This is a genomic window from Oerskovia sp. Root918 (genome assembly GCF_001428945.1).
In the GTDB taxonomy this organism is placed as follows: Bacteria; Actinomycetota; Actinomycetes; order Actinomycetales; family Cellulomonadaceae; genus Oerskovia; species Oerskovia enterophila.
In genome coordinates, this window is sequence record NZ_LMJG01000015.1 from 201,283 (window position 1) to 216,144 (window position 14,862).

The 14,862-nt window shown below is 71.3% G+C and carries 9 protein-coding genes; 5 read left to right on the forward strand and 4 right to left on the reverse strand.

What is annotated here, in order from left to right:
* The first annotated feature begins 55 nt into the window (after positions 1-55).
* The 4 genes from ASE27_RS16125 to ASE27_RS16140 all read left to right on the forward strand — a co-directional run bounded on the left by ASE27_RS16125 (position 56) and on the right by ASE27_RS16140 (position 6,981).
* A complete protein-coding gene (locus tag ASE27_RS16125; protein ID WP_056652740.1) occupies positions 56-4,054 on the forward strand; it encodes a discoidin domain-containing protein in 3,999 nt (1,332 codons plus the stop codon).
* Between the two features lie 67 nt (positions 4,055-4,121).
* Positions 4,122-4,490, forward strand: coding sequence for a helix-turn-helix transcriptional regulator (locus tag ASE27_RS16130; RefSeq protein ID WP_056652743.1), 369 nt, complete (start codon positions 4,122-4,124; stop codon positions 4,488-4,490).
* Between the two features lie 168 nt (positions 4,491-4,658).
* The gene (locus ASE27_RS16135) at positions 4,659-6,197 is read left to right on the forward strand and encodes a DUF1524 domain-containing protein (RefSeq protein WP_056652746.1); all 1,539 of its coding nucleotides are present in this window, start codon (positions 4,659-4,661) and stop codon (positions 6,195-6,197) included.
* Positions 6,198-6,273: 76 nt separating this feature from the next.
* On the forward strand, positions 6,274-6,981 hold the full coding sequence (locus ASE27_RS16140; protein WP_056652749.1) for a hypothetical protein: 708 nt from the start codon (positions 6,274-6,276) through the stop codon (positions 6,979-6,981).
* Between the two features lie 486 nt (positions 6,982-7,467).
* Here ASE27_RS16140 and ASE27_RS20970 read toward each other — a convergent pair whose 3' ends face one another.
* The 4 genes from ASE27_RS20970 to ASE27_RS16155 form a co-directional block, all read right to left on the reverse strand.
* Positions 7,468-8,046, reverse strand: coding sequence for a substrate-binding domain-containing protein (locus ASE27_RS20970; RefSeq protein WP_235535461.1), 579 nt, complete (start codon positions 8,044-8,046; stop codon positions 7,468-7,470).
* Positions 8,004-8,444, reverse strand: a complete 441-nt coding sequence (locus ASE27_RS20975; protein WP_235535462.1) for a substrate-binding domain-containing protein — start codon at positions 8,442-8,444, stop codon at positions 8,004-8,006. The genes ASE27_RS20970 and ASE27_RS20975 overlap by 43 nt, the downstream gene beginning before the upstream one ends.
* 442 nt (positions 8,445-8,886) lie before the next feature.
* A complete protein-coding gene (locus ASE27_RS16150) occupies positions 8,887-9,513 on the reverse strand; it encodes a TetR/AcrR family transcriptional regulator (RefSeq protein WP_056652752.1) in 627 nt (208 codons plus the stop codon).
* Positions 9,514-9,598: 85 nt separating this feature from the next.
* Positions 9,599-10,492, reverse strand: a complete 894-nt coding sequence (locus ASE27_RS16155) for a sugar phosphate isomerase/epimerase (protein WP_056652756.1) — start codon at positions 10,490-10,492, stop codon at positions 9,599-9,601.
* A 254-nt stretch (positions 10,493-10,746) separates the two neighbouring features.
* On the opposite strand from ASE27_RS16155, the gene ASE27_RS16160 reads away from it, so the two are divergent.
* Positions 10,747-14,661, forward strand: a complete 3,915-nt coding sequence (locus tag ASE27_RS16160; RefSeq protein ID WP_082609029.1) for a ThuA domain-containing protein — start codon at positions 10,747-10,749, stop codon at positions 14,659-14,661.
* The last annotated feature ends 201 nt before the right edge of the window (positions 14,662-14,862 follow it).

Consider the following 14,862-nt stretch of genomic DNA (forward strand, 5'->3'; position numbering starts at 1 on the left):
CCCCCGGGGCTCCACCCCTCCGATGCGTCGACGACGACGCAGGAAGCAGCCGACCATGCACCGCACGCCCCTCCGTCCCCGGGCGGACCGCGCTCCCGAGCCACGGCCCTCGCGCCGACCCGGTCGACGCGCGCTCCGGACCGCCGTCGTCGCCCTGACCTCGGGCTCGCTCCTCCTCGCGGGCCTCACGACCACGGCATCCGCGACCGGGGTGCCCGCGACCGCCGGCGCGAGCACCGCATCCACGGCCCCGGCCTACGGCGCCCCCGACGAGACGGCCGCCAAGTACTACGAGGCGCTGCTGCGCCACACCCGCTGGGTCGAGTCGGTCTACGACCCTGCCGCAGGCGTCTACCAGCTCAAGGACATGAACTTCGCCGTCGTGCTCGGCAACGCCGTGCTCGTGACCCAGGGCGAGTACGACGCCGAGCTCGCCGGCATCTCGCGCGAGGACCTCAAGGCGCACACGCTCTCGACGATCACGCACTACGCGGCGTCGAACCGCCTCGTGAACCCCCAGGGCACCTGGGGGCGCAAGCTGTTCTGGGAGTCGACCTTCCAGTCGTACTTCCTCGCCGCGGGCCGCCTCCTGTGGGACGACCTCGACGCGACGACGCGTGCGAACCTCACGACGATCGCGACCGAGCAGTCGCGCTACGCGGCCGACCTGAACTTCGCCCAGGACCCGCTGTCGGGTGGCTGGAACGCCCACTGGCCCACGGGCGGGTACAAGGGCGACACCGCGCAGGAGGAGGTCGGCGTCTACACGCAGGCCCTCGCACCGGGCCTCGCCTGGGCGCCCGACGACCCCGACGCCGGCCGCTGGGCCGACCAGCTCGCGACCTGGGGGCGCAACGCCGCGGGCCAGCCGACGGCCGACAAGAACAACCCCGCGGTCGTGGCGGGCGCTCCTGTCTCGGACAACACGATGCAGAACATCTACGACACCTACATCGTGGAGAACCACGGGTCGTTCGGGCCGCACTACCAGTCGGACGTGTGGCGCTCGGGGGCGCGCAACGCGATCCACTTCCTCCTGGCCGGCGAGCCGATCCCGGAGATCCTGCTCGAGCAGCCCAACTCCGCGGAGCTGTGGCGGTCCATCCAGCTCGTCATGTCGGAGCAGGGCGAGCCGTTCATGCCCATGGTCAACGACCGCGAGTTCCTCTACGGCCGCGACGTGCTGCCCGTGGCGTTCCTCGGTCAGGTCCTGCGCGACCCTGACGCGGCACGCGCCGAGGCGAGCCTCGCGGACGCTCTCGCGGACTACCAGATGTACGCGCCGGTCTACCGCCTGACGAAGTTCTCGGGCGAGGCCAAGTACGAGCCCGAGGCGCGCGCCGAGATCGCGATCTCCTACCTCCTGCACGTCGCGAGCGCCGAGTCCCCCGAGGGTCCGGTCGTCCCGACCCCTTCCGACGAGCTCTTCGAGCGCCTCGCGGGAGTCCGCGACTTCGGCGCGGGCCCAGGCCTCGTCGTCCAGCAGTCCGCGAACGCCTGGGCCGGCGCGGTCAGCCGCCAGGGCTTCGTCAAGTTCCCCTGGGTCCCCGAGCAGGACTCGTGGCTCTTCCACCTCTCGGGCAGCTCGCCCTTCCTCTACCCGAACGCATCGGCCCAGGTGAGCGCCCGGTCGGTCGACGTCTCGACCGCTGCCAGGGACGGGTTCGACGGGACCGCCTCGGTCTTCCGGATCGGGGACGGGTACGCGGGCCAGGTGACGCTCCCGACGGGGTCGGCGATCTACGCCTCGACGGGCGCGGGTCCCACCGACGGGACCGTGACGGTCCGCAACCTCGACATGGGCGGGTACGACGGGCTCGACGGGTCGCGCACCTACAGGACGTCCGACGGAGAGGTCACCGCGGCCAACCCCGTCGTCCCGGCCACGGACCCGGCCGACGCCAACGCGGCGCGCGTCGACGACCTGCCGTTCGACCAGGTCCAGGCCCGCTACGTGCGGATGAAGGGCATCCGTGGCAACGCGACCTACGGGTACTCGATGTACGCGTTCCACGCCTACGGCCCGGACGGGGCGGCCGACCTGGCCGCGAAGAAGCCCGCGACCGCGTCGAGCCAGGACGCCGAGGGTGGCCGCACGGCCGCACGCGTCACGGACGGCAGCCCCACGACGCGGTGGGCGGTCTCCAAGGCCGACCGCACCCGCCCCGACTCCTGGGTCCAGGTGGACCTGGGCGAGGAGCGGACCCTGGCCTCGGTGCGCCTCGCGTGGGAGGCCTCGGCCGGCGCCGAGTACACCGTGGAGACCTCGCTCGACGGCACGACCTGGACCGTCGCGACCCGCTACGGGAAGTCGGCCCAGGACGCCAACGTCGCGCGCCTCGACACCGTGGAGCTCACGGCAGCGGACGGGTCCTCCCCCGCCCCCGCGCGCTTCGTCCGGATGCAGGGCGTCCGCGGCAACGCCGACTACGGGTACTCGCTCTACCACCTGCGCGCGTTCGGCCCGCAGGGGTCGACGAACCTCGCGGCGGGCAGGCCCGCCACCGCGTCGAGCGCCGACGACGGCAAGCCCGCGACCGCGGTCACCGACGGCAAGGCCGACACCCGCTGGGCCGTCTCGCGCACGGACCGCACCCGGCCCGACTCCTGGGTGCAGATCGATCTCGGCACCGTCCAGGACGTGTCCCGGGTCGAGCTGGGCTGGGAGGCGTCGGCCGGAGACGTGTACGTGATCCAGACCTCGACCGACGGCACGACCTGGCACGACGCGGGGCGGCACGAGGAGAAGGGCAACGAGGTCCTGCGCTCGCAGGGCGGCTGGATCAACATCGAGGGCAAGGGCGGGTTCGTGGTCCGCGGCACGGACGCCCCGGTCACCGTCTCGCGCTCGGGCGACGCCAAGCACGTCGTGCGCCTGGCCGACGGCGCGACGGGCCCCCGGCTCGTCGAGGCCGTGGTCGGCGACGCGGCGGCGACCGCGCAGCAGGCCGCGCGCGCCGTCCCGACGAGCAGCGCGCCCGGGACGCTCGTGAGCAGCCTGGACGGCTACCTGTCGGTCTTCAACCTCACCGGCGCGCCGGTCACCACGACGGTCGCGGTGGCTCATGACGGTTCGACGGCGGCCCTGTACCCGGGCACGCAGCGCGTGACCGCCGCCAGGTCCCAGGTCGAGGTGAGCGTCCCGGCCGGCAGCGCGGTCGTCCTGGCACCCCGTGCGACGCTCGACGTCTCGCAGGTCACCGCGTCGTTCGAGGCCGACGTCACCGACGCACGCACCGTGGTCCTCACCTCGGCGGCCCCCGTCTCGCTCGTCGTCCGCAACGCCGAGACGGGCGACGCCCGCGAGGTCGCGGTCCCGGGCACGGCGACGCCCACCACGCTCCGATTCCGGGGAGCGACCCCGTTCCCCGTGGCGGACCACGCCCTGAGCACCCTCACGTTCCCGGCCTCGGTGCTCCCGTCGGGCATGACGTCACCGTCGCTCGCGGTCGACGGCGACCCGTCGACCGCCTGGTCGCCGGGTTCCGCCACGGGACGCATGGTCACCGACCTCGGCGCCGCGCAGGAGGTCGGCCGGGTCGTCACGCGCTGGGACGGGGACGCCCCGGCGGCGACGGTCTCGGTCAGCGACGACGGTCTGACGTTCACGGACGTCGGCCGGATCGAGGGTGGATCCGTCCGCGGCTCGCTCGACGTCGGAGCCACCACGCGCTACGTCGCCCTGACCGTCGACGGGTGGGCTGCCGGCGGGCCGGGGCTCTCGAGCCTCCAGGCCCTCGCGCCGGGCGCCGCGGACCCCGGGCTCGCGACCGACCTGTCGATCGGCACGACGGTCACCACGAAGTGCACGGCCGGGGTCCAGTACCTGTCCGTCCGCGTCGTGAACGGCGAGCAGGTACCGCTCGACGTGGTCGTCCGGACTCCCGTGGGCACCAAGACGTTCGTCGGGGTCGCGCCGGGACGGTCCGCGTCGCAGACCTTCCGGGTCCGCGAGGCCGGTGACGCCACCGGGATCGTCGAGACCACCGCCACGGGGTCAGGCGGCGGCACCACCGTCGTCGAGTCCCCCTTCCAGCCGGCCGCCTGCGGGTAGCCCATCGCCGCCGCCGCGTCGCCCGTCCCCCCGGGCGGCGCGGCGGCCCCACCCCGAGGAGAAGTCCATGTCGCGCTACGCCTACGTCCCCGACCCGGAGAACGACGCGGTCCAGTCCGTCATCGACGAGCTCACGAGCCCGTTGACCCGCGCGGTGCTGCGGCAGCTCACGACCCACGGCGGTCTCATGAGCGGTCAGCTCGCCCTCGCGACGGGGGCCCACCAGCAGTCCGTCCTGCACGTCCTGGGTCGGCTCGAACGGCACGGCCTGGTCCGCGCCGACCAACCGCGCGAGGCCCGCCAGGGACGGCGCGTGCGGTACTCCGCGGACGTCGAGAAGGTCGACCGGATGCTCGCCACGCTCCGCCGGTACCTGCTGGCACCGGAGCCGGTGGCCTCGCCGCGCGGCCCCGTCCAGGTGTCGGCCACGGCCTGAGCATCGGCGCCCGTGCGACCGGGGCGAGACGACCGCCCGGGCGCGCTCCGCCGTCGGGCCGGACGGATTCGTCGCCGTGCTCCACCCTCGGTTAATCTTCGATCGCCCTGCCGGTCCAGGACGCCGCCGGAGGGTTGCTCGCAGGCGGCCAGAGCAGCAGGAGGCCTGATGGGTCGCACCGCTCCCGGGTGGTACCCGGATCCTTCGGCCGCCGGCACCGAGCGGTGGTTCGACGGCGACCGCTGGTCCCAGCACACGCGCCCCACGGCCCTGCCCGCGAGCACGCAGCGCCTGCCTCTCGGAGTGGGCGCCGCGCTCCCCCGCGAGGACCAGCCCGCGACCCCGTTCGCCGAGGTCAGGCCATCGGTCGAGGAGCAGCCCGCGACGTACGCGCCGGCGTCCTCGGTGCGTGCGCTGCCCCCCGTGCCGCCTCCGCCGGCGGCGGGGACCGTGAGGTCGGCGCACGCCGCAAGCCCGCACCCGTCCGGCCCGACGGCGCAGCGCACCCGAGCGCGTCGGCCCGCCCCCCAGCGGGGGCTTCTCTCCAGGCCCGCGCTCTGGGTCGGGGCCGCCGTGCTGGTCGTCGCGGTCGTCGGCAGCGCAGCTGCCCTCGCAGGACAGGGTGAAGACCCGGCACCGCCGGCCGTGGTCGCCAAGCCGTCGAGCGCCCCGACGCCCGTCGAGGAGCCGCCCGAGGACAGCACCCCGGACTACATCGAGGTCGCGAACTCGGCCGTCCTCGAGCTCGCGGCCCTCGACGTCGCGAAGGTGACGGCAGCGGCACCGTCGCAGAGCGCTCTCGCGACGGTCGCGCTCCTCGAGGTCGAGGAGCCGAACCCTGTCGCAGGGTACTCGTCCGACGCGTTCGGCACACGCTTCGCGGACACCGACGGCAACGGCTGCGACACGCGCAACGACGCGCTCGCGCGGTCCTTGTCCGGGGTCTCTTTCAAGCCCGGGACGCGAGACTGCGTGGTCATGACCGGGCTCCTGACCGACCCGTACAGCGGCAAGGACATCGCGTTCGAGCGCGGGCCGCTGTCGTCGGGCGCGGTCCAGGTGGACCACGTCGTACCCCTGACCGACGCCTGGCGTCACGGCGCACAGTCCTGGGACGTACCGCGCCGCGAGGCGTTCGCCAACGACCCGCTCAACCTCCTGGTCGTCGACGGCACGCTCAACCAGCAGAAGGGCGACGGGAGCGCATCGGCCTGGCTCCCGCCGGCCGAGCCCTACCGGTGCGCCTACGTCGCCCGCCAGGTCGCGGTCAAGTACACGTACGGCCTGCGGGTCTCGGCCGCCGAGCAGGCGGCCATGGTCGCGGTCCTCTCGACGTGCCCCGGCGAGGCGCTCCCCACCGGGTCGACGCTGCCCCCGCCCCGCGACCCCGTCGTCCCCGCACCGGTCAAGCCCAAGCCCACGCCGAGCCCGACGCCGACCCCGACGCAGGAGGCGCCGCCCGTCGCGGCCGAGCCCGCGCCTCCCGAGACGCCTGCACCGACGCCCGCTCCGACTCCGGCTCCGACGACCAAGCCGATCCCCAAAGACTGCAAGGTCAAGGGTCTCTTCCTGCGCACGACCGACGGCGCCACGAACGTCTACTACGTGCGGGGTGAGGAGTGGAACTTCAAGGAGGTCGTCGCCGACGTGTGCTTCGACAACCGCAAGGAGGCCGAGGCCGCAGGGTTCAAGCGGGCCTGGTGGTGACCTGAGGACCGGCGAGCCGCCGCACGCCTCCTCAATTGCCTTGCCGCCGTTGCGCCGGTTCGGGTGCACTGATCCGATGGACACCACCTCACGGGAGCTCTTCCCCGACTTCACCGTGGTCGAGCGCCTCGACACCTCACCCGAGGTCCTCGACCACGCGGGGATCGTCCTCGCGGAGGGACGACACTCCTGGTACAGCGGCCACTACCACCGAGAGAGCTTTGCCGACCGCGCGCGGTACCTCTTCGCCGACTCCCCCACCTACCACGGTGTCCCGACCGACAAGCTCGTGATCGGCAACTTCTGCCAGTTCGCGTCGGGGACGACCTTCCTGCTGGGCGGCAACCAAGGGCACGACATGGACGCGGTCACCGCGTACGGGTTCAACTTCGTCGACGGCGCAGCCGACGCCTGGAAGCCGATCGGTGACACCGTCGTGGGGCACGAGGTCTGGACCGGGTACGAGTCGACCATCCTGGGCGGCGTGCAGATCGGGGTGGGTGCGATCATCGGGGCGCGCGCCGTCGTCGCGAAGGACGTCGCTCCTTTCGCTGTGGTCGTGGGTGACGGGCGCGTGGTGCGCCATCGTTTCGACGCGCTGCGGCGCAAGCTGCTCTGGCGGGCCCGGTGGTGGACCTGGGACGACGAGCACGTCCGGGAGTCGCTGCCGCTCCTGCAGGGCAGCGACGTCGAGGCGCTCGCCAGGTCGGTGGGGGTCACGCCCGACGACGTCGCGCTCGATCCGGACCCCGCCCACCTCACGGGCGCACAGGCGGTCCTCTGATCCGGCCCGCCCCCCCTCCAGACCCGCCGCACAGCGGGCCGCCCCGTCCCTCGACGTCGGTCGAGGGACGGGGCGGCCCGGTGTGCTCCGTTCGAGAGGTGACGGCTCAGCGGTCGGTCCAGGCCTCGGGGTAGCCGGGCAGGTCCTCGCCACCGAACTTGGCGTAGTGCAGCGACGGCATGTCCTTGTTGGCCTCGAGGTAGGCGTCCAGGTCCTCGCCCGTGATGGGCGACTGCGGCAGGACCCACTCGGCCGGGACCTGCTCGCCGTTCCAGATCTTCTGGGCTGCGAGGNTGTCCTTGTTGGCCTCGAGGTAGGCGTCCAGGTCCTCGCCCGTGATGGGCGACTGCGGCAGGACCCACTCGGCCGGGACCTGCTCGCCGTTCCAGATCTTCTGGGCTGCGAGCACGGGCGTACGCCACTGGAACGTCGAGTAGACCGTCCCGAGCGCGGTCATGTCCGTCTCCTGCCACTTGCGCATGAAGCTCAGCTCGTCCTCGCCCATGAACACGGGGTAGGGCTTGCCGGCGTCCTCGAACGCCTCGACCGCCGCGACGATGGATCTGGCGGAACTCGTCGGCCTCTCAGCTCGTCCTCGCCCATGAACACGGGGTAGGGCTTGCCGGCGTCCTCGAACGCCTCGACCGCCGCGACGGCGCCGTCACCGGCGTCCATCCAGATGCCATCCACGTCACCGCGCTGCAGGTACTGCGTCACGATGTCCTTGATCTTGGCGCCGTCACCACCGGTGAACTCCTGGCCCACGACCTCGATCTCGCTCTCGGAGAAGATCTTGTCCGCGGCGGCCCAACGGTTCTCGAGCACGTCGACGCCCGGCAGCACGCGCAGCGCCAGGACCTTCGAGCCGGGCTCGAGGTTGTCCACGAGGAACTCGGCGCCGTCGGCGCCGTAGGCGTAGCCACCGATCGGGTGGATGTAGGTGACCATGCAGTCGGTGTTGACGCCGCGGTCGAACACGATCACGGGCTTGCCGCTCTCGCACGCCGCCTCGACCGCCGGGGTCAGGGTCGCGGTGGTCGAGGGCGAGATGATGATCGCTCGCACGCCGCCTCGACCGCCGGGGTCAGGGTCGCGGTGGTCGAGGGCGAGATGATGATCGCGTCGCAGTCACCGGCCTCGACGAACGCCTGGATGTCGGTGATCTGCTTGTTGTCGTCGTCGGCCGCGTCCGAGACGCGGAACTCTGAGATCTCGCCCGAGGCCTTGAGGACCTCGACCTGCTGCTGCATCGTGATGAAGGCGGTCACCCGCCAGGGGTTGGACAGCGAGGCGTTGGAGAAGCAGAGCTTCTTGCCCCCCTCCTTGGCGTACTGCGCGGTGTCCACGAACTCGGGGTCGATCGCCTGCAGCCACGGCTGGTCGGCCGGGCCCTCGGGGACCGCCGAGCGCTGCGCGAGCTGGCGCTCGTAGTCGGCCTGCACGAACCACTCGCCTGCAGCCACGGCTGGTCGGCCGGGCCCTCGGGGACCGCCGAGCGCTGCGCGAGCTGGCGCTCGTAGTCGGCCTGCACGAACCACTGGCTGTTCGCACCGGACTCGTCGGCCCCGGCCTCCTCCGAGGCCGTGCCCCCCGCCTCGGGGACCGCGTCGGTGGGGGCGTCGGTGGTGCACGCAGCGGTGAACAGCAGTGCCGCGGTCGCGACCCCTGCCATGAGAACTCGAGAAGAACGCATTTCCTGCTCCTGATGATCGAGACGTCGTCGTCTGATGGATGCGCTGAACGGTGGTGCTGAACGGGGTGATGACGGCAGCGGCGAGCCGCCCGGCAGGAAACGGGTACGCCGCGTCGAACGGGGTGTTCGAGGGTGCTCCCGGGCCACGGGCTCGACACCGAGCCCGGCCGGGAGAAGGTGCAGGTCCTGTTCTCAGGGCCTGCGGGGGGACGCTAAGCCTTCGGGGCCTTCCCGGGACGCCCCGGGACGGGCGTGCCGAGGAGCGACAGGAGCTGGGCCCTGATCCGGAGCTCGCTCTCCGGCGCACAGGACTGCGGCCGGAACAACGAGATCTGCTTGATGCCCTCCATCGCGGAGAACATCACGCTGACCGCGCTGTCCACGTCGTCGCACTCGAGCTCTCCGGCACCGACCGCGCGATGGGCCAGTCCCAGGAAGTACCGCTCGGCCTCGTCCAGGAAGCCCGCCCAGCTCACCCGGACGTCCTGGTCGTAGAGCGCCTGCGCGACGATCTCCATCGTGAAGACACGGTTCGCATCGTCCAGCAGGCAGCTGCGCACCGAGTACTCCACGGCGGCCTCGACCTTCGCGAACGCGCCGGTCGACTGCTCCGTCGCGGCGGTGATCGCCTCTCGCCACTGGCGGTAGTACACCCCGCACGCTGCGAGCACGACCTCCTTCTTCGAGGAGTAGTGCCAGTACAGGCTGCCCTTGGTCACCCCGGCGCCCGCCGCGATCGCGTCCATGTTGACCCCGGCGATGCCTCGCGTCGAGAACAGCGTGAACGCTGCGAGCGCGAGCTCGTCGGGCTTGGCAACAGTGGGCGAGGACGTCGGCATGACGCCACCCTACCTCCTTCCATACTCGTCGGTACTGAACAGGCCGGTCCCCGTCGCGCACCTGCCGACGCGCGACCGGGGGAACTCAGGCGAACGCGGGCACGCGCTCGGTGAACCCGGCCGCCGCGATCTCCTTGCGGAGCCACGACAACGAGTCCGCGAGCATCGGCCCGCCCTGCCCTTCGCACTCGATGCTCAGGACGCCGTCGAACCCGTTGTCGCTGAGCTTCGCGAGGATCTGCCGGATGTTCTCGGCGTTCACGCCGTCCCCTGCTGCCACGTGGCTGATCGCGATGCCCGTCGCGCCCCCGCGGACCGAGTCGGCGAGCGACTGCGAGACGTCCTTGATGTGCACGTGGTCGATCTTGTCGAGGAACCGGTCGGCGAACCGGACCGGGTCGTTGCCGGCGATGAAGGTGTTCCCGGTGTCCAGGTTCAGGCGCAGCCACGGCGAGTCCCCGCAGAACGCGAGCATCTCCGCGAGCCAGTCGGCCCTGGTCGTGAAGTACCCGTGGACCTCGATCGTCACGACGACCTCGTGCGCCTCGGCGACCCGGATGATCTCGCCGTAGCTGCGCTTCATGAGGTCGAGGGCCTCGCGGTCCTCGAGCCCCTCGGGCTTGTGGAGCCCGTCGGTCGTCGCGACGCGGGGAGAGCCCGCGAGGGCGGCCCAGGCGATGGCCTTCTGGACGTACGGGACGCCGACCGTGAGCCCGTCCCGGCCGGACAGCGGGTAGGCCGCGTCGATCTGGGAGAACTCGACGCCGTACCGCTCCATCTTCTTGCGGAGCAGCGCCGGGTCCTCGAGGAGCGAGATGTGCGGGAAGTAGCCGAGCCCGTGGATCCAGCAGGCGCCCTCGATCACGCCCGGCTCGATGTAGTGGACGTCGTTCTCCTGCGCCCAGGCCAACGCCTGCTCGAACGACTTGTGGCTGGAGTTGAAGGCGTCGGTGTGGAAACCGATTCCGATCTGTGGCATGGGACCCCTCCATCGGGATAGGAACGTACTGGTCGGTGCGGTTCTGAGATCCGGTTCTGCGGGCCTCATCGTTGAGATTCCCTCGGGCCATGCAGCCTTGCACGTCTTCACCATACTGACCAGTATTGCAATGTGGTGCCGCTGACACTAGCATCACGATCACGTTCTGACGACCATCGATCAAAAGTTGCCAGATCGCCGTATGAACAGATCGCAGGGGCCCGACGCAACGGAGCGGACATGAGGGAGCACAGATGAGAACGCGCAGAGGGGCAGCCATCGCGGCCTGCCTGGCACTGTCGACAGGACTGGCCGGGGTGCTGACCGCGCCGGCCGTCGCCCACGAGGGGCACGAGCACCCCGAGAACCCGGAGTTCAAGGCGCTGATCTTCTCGGAGACGGCCGGGTTCGTGCACGACTCGGTCCCCGAGGCCAAGGCCATGTGGGACGAGCTCGCGGCGGCGGGCGGATTCGAGGTCGTCCAGGCGACCGACTCGACGCTCTTCACCGACGAGGGCCTCGCGGACTTCGACGTAATCGTGCTGGCCCAGGCGTCCGGGGACGTCTGGAACCCGGCCGAGGAGAAGGCCTTCGAGAAGTACGTGCGCGGGGGCGGCGGCGTCGTCGCCATGCACAACCCGCTCGACATGGAGCCGGGCTTCCCGTTCTACCGCGCGCTCATCGGCACCGAGTTCACCGCGCACTCCGCCGCCGGGACGCCGGGCGAGATGACCGTGGTCGACCGCGAGCACCCGTCGACCGCCGACCTGCCCGAGCGCTGGGAGCGCAACGAGGAGTGGTACGGCTTCACCAAGTCGGTCCGCGGGGACAAGCACGTCCTGGCCCAGCTCGACCCGACGAGCGTCCCCACCTCGACCCCCGGACGCATGCTCGACCACCCCGTGACGTGGTGCTCGGACTACGAGGGCGGCCGGACCTGGGTCACCTCGGTCGGCCACGCCAAGTCGTCGTACAGCGAGGAGAACGTGCGCAAGCACGCCCTCGGCGGCATCCGCTACGCGGCGGGCGTCGAGCCCGGTGCGTGCGGCGGCACGGTGTGGGACAACTTCGACAAGGTGCCGCTCGACACCAACACCTCGGCCCCCTGGGGCATCGCGGTCGCGGGTGACGGCCGGGTCTTCTTCACCGAGCTCGTCCGCGGCCAGGTCCGGATCTACGACCCGGAGCTCAAGAGCACCGTGACGGCCGCGACGATCCCCGTGTACGGGGGCGGCGAGGACGGCATGCTCGGCCTGGCGCTCGACCCGCAGTTCGAGCAGAACGACTGGGTCTACCTCTACTACTCCCCCCAGGACGGCGGCTCGGTCAACCGGCTCTCCCGCTTCACCATGGAGGGCAACACCATGAAGCTCGACTCCGAGGTCGTGATGCTGGAGATCCCCGCCGGCCGTGACGACAAGGAGATCGGGCACACGGGCGGCACGCTGCGCTTCGACGGCCAGGGCAACCTGTGGCTGTCGGTCGGCGACGACGTGGTGCCGTTCGAGTCCTCGGGCTACACCCCGATCGACGAGCGTCCGGGCCGCGCGCACTTCGACGCCCAGGGCACGTCGGCCAACAGCAACGACCTGCGCGGCAAGCTCCTGCGCATCACGCCCGAGCCGGACGGCACCTACTCGGTCCCCGAGGGCAACCTCTTCCCCGAGGCCGAGGACACCGCGGACAAGACCCGTCCCGAGATCTACGCGATGGGCTTCCGCAACCCGTTCCGCTTCACGGTCGACGTCGACGGCACGGTCTACCTCGCCGACTACGGGCCCGACGCCGGCAGCGCCAACCCGAACCGTGGCCCCGCGGGCTACGTCGAGTGGCAGTCGATCAAGGCCCCGGGGAACTACGGCTGGCCGTACTGCCACGCGAACAACATCGCGTACAACGACTTCGACTTCGTGACGAGCACGTCGGGTGCGAAGTTCGACTGCGCCAACCCGGTCAACACGTCCCCGAACAACACCGGCCTGACCGCGCTCCCGCCGTCGGTCCCCGCCGAGGTCTACTACTCGTACGGCGCCTCGGCCGAGTTCCCGCAGCTCGGCAGCGGCGCGGGCGCGCCCATGGCCGGGCCGGTCTACCACTTCGACGAGGCGCTCGACTCGGACCGCAAGTGGCCCGAGTACTTCAGCGGCACGCCCTTGTTCTTCGAGTGGGGGCGCAACTTCATCAAGGAGTTCCCGCTGGCCGCGGACGGTTCGCTGCTCGCGATCAACCCGGTGCTCTCGAGCCAGCAGTTCCTCTCGCCGCTCGACCTGCAGTTCGGGCCCGACGGCGCGCTGTACCTCCTCGAGTGGGGCGGCGGCTTCGGCCGTGACAACCCCAACTCGGGCCTGTACCGCGTCGACTACGCGGCTGACGGCAGGGCCCCCACGGCCCAGGCCACGGCCGACGTCACGACCGGTCTCGCCCCGCTGTCCGTGACGTTCTCGAGCGAGGGGACCGTCGACCGCGACGGCGACGAGCTCGAGTTCGCCTGGGACTTCGGCGACGGCAGCACCTCGACCGAGCAGAACCCGACCCACGTCTACACGACCAACGGCAACTTCGAGGCGCGCCTGACGGTCACGGAGAAGACGGAGTCCGCCAAGACGGGTACCGCCACGGTCCCGATCGTGGTGGGCAACACGAGCCCGGTCGTGACGATCACGGCTCCGCCGAACGGCAGCTTCTTCCGCTGGAACGACGTCCTGCCGTGGAAGGTCGAGGTGAGCGACGCCGAGGACGGCCAGATCGACTGCAAGGACGTCACGGTCCAGCCGGCCCTGGGCCACGACGAGCACGCGCACCCCACGCTGCCCGTCAACGCGTGCGAGGGCGAGGCCTCGACGATCCTCGACGAGGGACACCTCGAGGCGGACGCGTTCTGGGTCATCGACGCGCGCTACACCGACAAGGGCGGGGCCGCGGGCGTCCAGCCGATCACGACGAGCGCGACCAACGTCTACCGCCCCACGCGCTTCCAGGCGCACTACTGGGACGAGGTCAAGGGGGTCGCGGTCGAGAACAACGCGGCGGCCGAGCTCGGTCAGTACGTGGGCGACATCCAGGACGACGACTGGCTGCGCTACGAGGACATGAACTTCCAGGGGATCGACGCCGTGCGCTACCGCGTGTCGGCCGGTCCCGAGGGAGGCGGGCGGATCGAGATGCGTCTGGGCTCGCCGACCGGTCAGCTCGTGGCCACGACGCCCGTGAACAGCACGGGCGGATGGTTCACGTTCAAGGAGACGGACCCGACGCCGATCACCGCCCCCGCCGGGACGCACGACGTCTACCTGGTCTTCCGCTCGAACCCCGGGGTCAACTGGTCGATGACGCTCGACGTGTTCGAGGCCGTCGGGTCCGGCGTCGGCGTCCCGCCCGAGGGCGCACCTCGTCAGGACACCTCAACCCAGGGTGACTGGATCGGGAAGTACGGCACGGCGGGCTACGCGATCCCTCAGATCGGGACGCAGCTGCCCCAGGGCGTCACGGTGGCTCCGGTCACGGGGACGCAGGCCTGGACGTGGGAGCAGAGCACCAGCAAGCGCTCGGCGCTCCAGGTCCCGCCCGACGGCGCCGCGCGTCGCGCATCGACGTGGTTCGGTGCCGGGGCGGCGGTCGACGTCACGGTCCCCGAGGGCTCGGTCTACGACCTGTCGGTCTACGTCAACAGCCACGACACGGCGAGGACGCAGGACGTCCAGGTCCTGCGGGCCGACGGCTCGGTCCTCTACCCGGCGTTCTCGGTCGCGGACAACGCGGCGGGCGTGTGGCTCACCTACCGCATCGAGTCCTCGGTCCGGGTCAAGGCCGACAAGGCCACGGGCCCGAACGCCGTGATCGGCGGCATCTTCCTCGACGTGCCCGACGTCGAGCAGCCCGAGCTCGCCGTCACGGCGACGGTCACCGCCAAGTGCGTCGCGGGGCGTACGACGCTCACGGTTCGGGCGGTCAACGGTGAGGACGTCCCCGTGGACGTCGTCGTCGAGACCCCCCACGGCCGCAAGACCTTCGCGGGCGTGGCTCCCGAGAAGTCGGCCCAGCAGTCCTTCGCGACCCGTGCCGCGAGCATCCCGGCCGGCGAGGTCACCGTGACCGCGACGGGCGACACAGGATCCGGTCCGATCACCACGCAGATCGTGACCGGCTACGAGGCGGTCGACTGCGGTTGACGCTTCACGAGGCCGCGCGCGTCTTCCACTCCTGAGGCGCGCGAGGCCCCACCCGAGGTCGAGGTCGGCGTCGTTCTTCTGTCGGACAGCGACGCCGACCTCGTCCTCAGCCCCGCCCCCGACTCCCCGGGGGCGGGGCGCTCTGCCGTGCCCTCGGCAGGGCTCGGTGCACTTTCATGCTTGTTTGAACTGGTAATCCGT